The sequence below is a fragment of the Nitrosospira multiformis genome (genome assembly GCF_900110185.1).
GTDB lineage: Bacteria > Pseudomonadota > Gammaproteobacteria > Burkholderiales > Nitrosomonadaceae > Nitrosospira > Nitrosospira multiformis_A.
The window spans coordinates 1-4,916 of sequence record NZ_FOCT01000030.1 but is presented as its reverse complement, the minus strand read 5'-3'; the positions used below and the strand labels follow the sequence as shown (position 1 = coordinate 4,916).

Annotated in this window: 4 protein-coding genes; all 4 read left to right on the top strand. The window is 58.0% G+C overall.

Annotation, left to right across the window (positions count from 1 at the left end; all coding sequences use genetic code 11):
• Positions 1–36: 36 nt before the first annotated feature.
• The 4 genes from BMY01_RS16685 (at position 37) to BMY01_RS16670 (ending at position 4,916) form a co-directional block, all read left to right on the top strand.
• On the top strand, positions 37–1,749 hold the full coding sequence (locus BMY01_RS16685; protein ID WP_074749236.1) for a multiheme c-type cytochrome: 1,713 nt from the start codon (positions 37–39) through the stop codon (positions 1,747–1,749).
• 32 nt (positions 1,750–1,781) lie between these two features.
• Entirely contained in the window at positions 1,782–2,897 is a 1,116-nt protein-coding gene (haoB, locus tag BMY01_RS16680) for a hydroxylamine oxidation protein HaoB (RefSeq protein ID WP_074749235.1), read from the top strand.
• A gap of 707 nt (positions 2,898–3,604) precedes the next feature.
• Positions 3,605–4,312, top strand: coding sequence for a cytochrome c-550 CycA (gene cycA, locus BMY01_RS16675; RefSeq protein ID WP_074709429.1), 708 nt, complete (start codon positions 3,605–3,607; stop codon positions 4,310–4,312).
• Position 4,313: 1 nt separating this feature from the next.
• Positions 4,314–4,916, top strand: a complete 603-nt coding sequence (locus tag BMY01_RS16670) for a NapC/NirT family cytochrome c (RefSeq protein ID WP_074749234.1) — start codon at positions 4,314–4,316, stop codon at positions 4,914–4,916.

The window sequence follows — 4,916 nt, the reverse complement described above, 5'->3', positions numbered from 1 at the left end:
ACAACAACATCATTACGGAGTAAAGGAGAGAAGCAGATGTTAATGAAGCCTTGGCTGAGGCTGGTTACGCTTGCGTGTGGGGTGCTGTTTGCGGGCGCCACGTGGGCTAACTTTCCCAGCGTTCCCAAAGAGACGTATAAGGCGCTGAAGCTGGAGCAGTCGGCCTCGCCGAAGGAACTGCATTCGGCGTTGGTGAAGCGTTACAAGGATCCTGCGCAGGGAGCGGGACGTGGCACGCTGGCGAAGTACTGGGAGCCGATCCCGATGAGCATGTACTTTGACCCTGCCTCGTACTACAAGCCGCCGACCTCGATGAAGGAAGTAGCGGCGCGCGAGGAATGCGTCAAATGCCACACGGACGAATCGCCGGTATGGGTGAGTGCCTGGAAGCGGAGCACGCACGCGAACCTGGACAAGATCCGGAATCTGAAGCCTGAAGACCCGACGTACTACAAGAAGGCGAAGCTTGAAGATGTGGAGAAGAATCTTCGCTCGATGGGCAAGCTTGGAGCCAACGACAAGCTCAAGGAAGTAGGGTGTATTGACTGCCACGTTGACATCAACAAGAAGGACAAGGCAGACCACATGAAGGATCTGCGCATGCCGACGGCGGACGTATGCGGCACCTGCCACCTGCAGGAATTTGCCGAACGCGAATCCGAGCGGGACACCCTGGTATGGCCGAACAAGCAATGGCCGCAGGGACGCCCCTCGCACGCACTGGACTGGAAGGCGAATGTGGAAGTAGCGGTATTTGCCTCCATGCCGCAGCGCGAGATTGCCGAAGGCTGCAGCATGTGCCACACCAACCAGAACAAATGCGACTCCTGCCACACGCGGCACGAATTCTCTGCTGCCGAATCGCGTCATCCGGAAGCCTGCGCCACCTGTCACAGCGGGGTAGACCACAACAACTGGGAAGCCTACTCCATGAGCAAGCACGGCAAGACCGTTGCGATCATGGGCGACAAATGGAACTGGAACGCACCCTTGAAGGACGCCTACACCAAGGGAGGGCAGACTGCGCCCACCTGTGCTGGCTGCCACTTCGAATATGAAGGCAAGTACAGCCACAACGTCGTGAGGAAGATACGCTGGGCCAACTACCCTGCAGTTCCAGGCATTGCCGAGAACATCAACAGCGAATGGTCGGAAGCGCGGCTTGACTCCTGGGTCAAGACCTGCACGCAATGCCACTCCGAGCGTTTTGCCCGCTCCTATCTCGAATTCATGGACAAGGGCACGCTGCACGGCATAGCCAAGTACAAGGAAGCGCACGCGGTGGCTGAGAAGCTCTACAAGGAAGGGATGCTGACGGGTCAGAAGACCAATCGTCCGACCCCGCTGCCGCCTGACAAGGAAATGTTCGCAGGCTTCACCCAGCTCTACTGGAGCAAGGACAACAACCCTGCTGCGATCGAGCTCAAGGTGCTGGAAATGGGAGAGAACAACCTTCCCAAGCTGCACGTAGGGTTAGCGCACGTCAACCCGGGTGGCTGGACCTATACCGAAGGCTGGGGCCCGATGAACCGCGACTACGTCGAAGTCATGGACGAGAACACCAAGATCCGTGAAATGGCGGCGTTGCAGGCGAAAGTAGCGAAGCTCGATGCCAAGCGCAAGGCAAGCCTGTTCGACCTTGACAGCAGCGAGAAGCTCTCGCTTGGCGGTCTGGGTGGCGGCATGCTGCTTGCTGGCACGCTTGCCCTGGCAGGCTGGCGCCGGCGCGAGAAGAACGAGCGCCAGTAATCCCTATCAGCACTGAAGGTTAGATAACAAGTTTGACAGCCTCATCCTCTAGCCGCGCCGCTGCCCCCACCTCGGGGGCGCGGCCTGGCTCCAAACTCCTCCCCTCACTGGGCATCCTCCTGGTGGCGGGAGGAATTCTTTTGCTCCTGTGGTTTGCCTGGGCGTGGTTCAACCCCGGGCCTGCCCCCTACCGCTACCAGCTGGCGGAAGAAGGCAGCGCAGACAAATTCCCGCAGCTTGGACTGAGCCGCTGGCCGGATCTTTCCATTGCCCGGTATGAAGTCTTTGCCGAGGACATTCCCCAGCCGCTGGCGGTGCTGCACGCGGGCAGGCAGGGCAATGGCACCCCGGTGAGGCTCGACTGGGAAAACCGCACGAGTGAGCTGCTGCTCACCACCGATCTCAAACTCAATGAACTGACCACTCTGGCTGCCGCCATCGACAAGTACGCAGGCAAGGACGCGCTGGTGCTTGGCTGGTGGGACACCTCGCGCCAGCTCAAGCTTCTCTCCAGGCGCGACACCCTGTTCAGCGGGCAGTTCTCCGATTACCTCGTCATACCGACACCGTGGCAGAAGCAGGCTGACGCCATCCGCAAATACGAAGACGACTTCTGGGGCGGCAAGGCAGGACGGGAAGAGACGCAGAAATTCGAGCGCTTTGCCGATGCCCTGATGGCCGAACCTCAAGCGGGGGCTGCCATCCTGCGCGAACTGGCGGGCGATCGCGAAGCCTATCTTGCCATTCATGTCACCGACCTGTACAAGCTTGGCATCATGCGTCCGGGCCAGTTCGACGTTGCCTATCGCAACTTCCCGATGGAAGGCAACATGCATGGCATGGTCGACTATCTCAAGAGATGGGTACAGGACAACAACTACAAGACCTACACCCTGCAATCCCTGTCGGACAGACTGGTGCGCGGCTACTTCCTCAAGGATGACAAAAGCGACCAGACCCTGATTGCGCAGATGCTGCCCTTCACCCAGTCGATGCCGCTTGACCTGACTGCGGTGCATCTCATCTACCAGACGGGGGGCTACTGGGTGTACAAGATACCGGGCGGCAGGGAACCTGCATCTGCCGGCGCCACCCCGGATGATGCCGCGTCCTTTCCAGCGCCCACCCTGCCTCCGGCCTCTGAGTAAATCCGATATCCGCAGTTGACTGACAGACGGTAGCAGAGGTTAATGACCACCCACTTCTGCCGGCAGCCGCATCTGTAGTCACCGACTGAATCCATCATCAAAACGTAGCAAGGTAGCCTGGGCTTATCCGGGAATGCTTTCATTTATCCGAACTCCGAACAAGGCTCTCTCCCTGGGAGGGAGAGGGTTGGGGAGGCGGTCGTCCTGAATCCTGTCGAAGATCGAAGATGCTCGGCACATCTGCATTGAGCACGGTCGCGGTACTCCTCTACGTGATTGAACTTCCAAGGCGACCGTGCACGGGAAAAAGTGCTCCGGTTGCTGATACATCACTTTACTCAGTACACCTACATTAAAGCACGGTCGCGGCGTCCCTCCGCTGCCCGACCCCGCTTTGTGAGTCCCCCGTGCTGAGCTTCAGGTGCTACCGGTACCAGTGGTACCAGAAAGAGTGATGGTACTGGTGCTACCCGTCTGTATGAACCAGAGATACAGTATGGGCACAATAAAAAGTGTGTCCTGACATTGCGATCATTGCAAGAGCATTACAATAATAGGGAAATACAGTAAAAAAGAACAAGGAACAGGAAGCAATGAAAAACAGGATGCGGATCAGGTTGTAGTCGCATGGAGCTGGAAGAAATACAAGAATCCAGGGATATAACGGAAACAACGGATATACTTGCCGAAAGAAAAAAGGAGGAAGGATGAACCATCGCATGACACTCGCCTTGGCCGCAGCAGCACTGTTTGCGGTCATGGCCGGCAGCGCGTCTGCCCAATCGTTTGAAGGCCGCAAGAAATGCAGTTCCTGTCACAAGAGCCAGGCCGAATCCTGGGGCAGCACGGCGCACGCCAAGGCCATGGACTCGTTGAAGCCCAACAACAAGGCCGAAGCCAAGAAGAAGGCCAAGCTCGATCCTGCCAAGGACTACACCAAGGACAAGGACTGTGTCGGCTGTCATGTGGATGGCTGGGGCAAGGAAGGCGGCTACACGATTGACGACCCGAGCAAGTTCCTGACCGGGGTAGGCTGCGAATCCTGCCATGGACCCGGCTCCAAGTATCGCGGCATCCACCGCAAATCCGGCGCTGCTTTCGAGAAATCGAAGAAGACCACCTCCCGCCAGGTGCTGGCCGATGCCGAGCAGGACTTCAGCTTCGAGGAAAGCTGCAATGCCTGCCACATGAACTACAAGGGCAGCCCGTGGAAGGGTGCTAAGGAACCCTACACCCCCTTCACCCCGGACGTGGACAAGAAATACACCTTCAACTTTGACAAGTACGTCAAGGACACCAAGGCCATGCACGAACATTACAAGCTCGATGGGGTCTTCACGGGTGATCCCAAGTTCAAGTATCACGATGAATTCCAGTCCAGCGCCAAGGTAGGCGAGAAAGGTTCGGACGACTGACATGGCGATGAAGACAGGTAGTGCCCTCCTGGTGGGCACACTCTTGGGCGTGGTGATGGTGGCGGTGGTATTGGGCGGCGAAGCGGCCGTCTCCACCACAGAATTCTGCACCAGTTGCCATTCCATGACTTATCCTGCGGAGGAGTTGAAGGAATCCTCGCACTATGGCGCCCTGGGCGCCAACCCCGGCTGCAAGGACTGCCACATCCCGCAGGGATTGCAGAACTTCCACCTGGCGGTGGCGACCCATGTGGTGGACGGGGCGCGCGAACTCTATCTTGAGATGGTCAATGACTACTCCACGCTGGAGAAATTCAACGAGCGTCGCTTGATCATGGCGCACGATGCGCGCATGAATCTCAAGAAGTGGGACAGCCGCACCTGCCGCGCCTGCCACAGGAATCCGCAGCCTCCTGGAGCGGATGCCAAGGCTGCGCACAAGAAGATGGAGACGGAAGGCGCCACCTGCATCGACTGTCACCAGAACCTGGTACACAAGGAGGTTGCAGAAACCGACCTGAACGAGAGCATCAAGCAGGGCAAGATGGTGCTCAAGCCCGAAAAAAAGGATGAGGAAGACGAGGAAGAGGAAGACGAGGAGTAA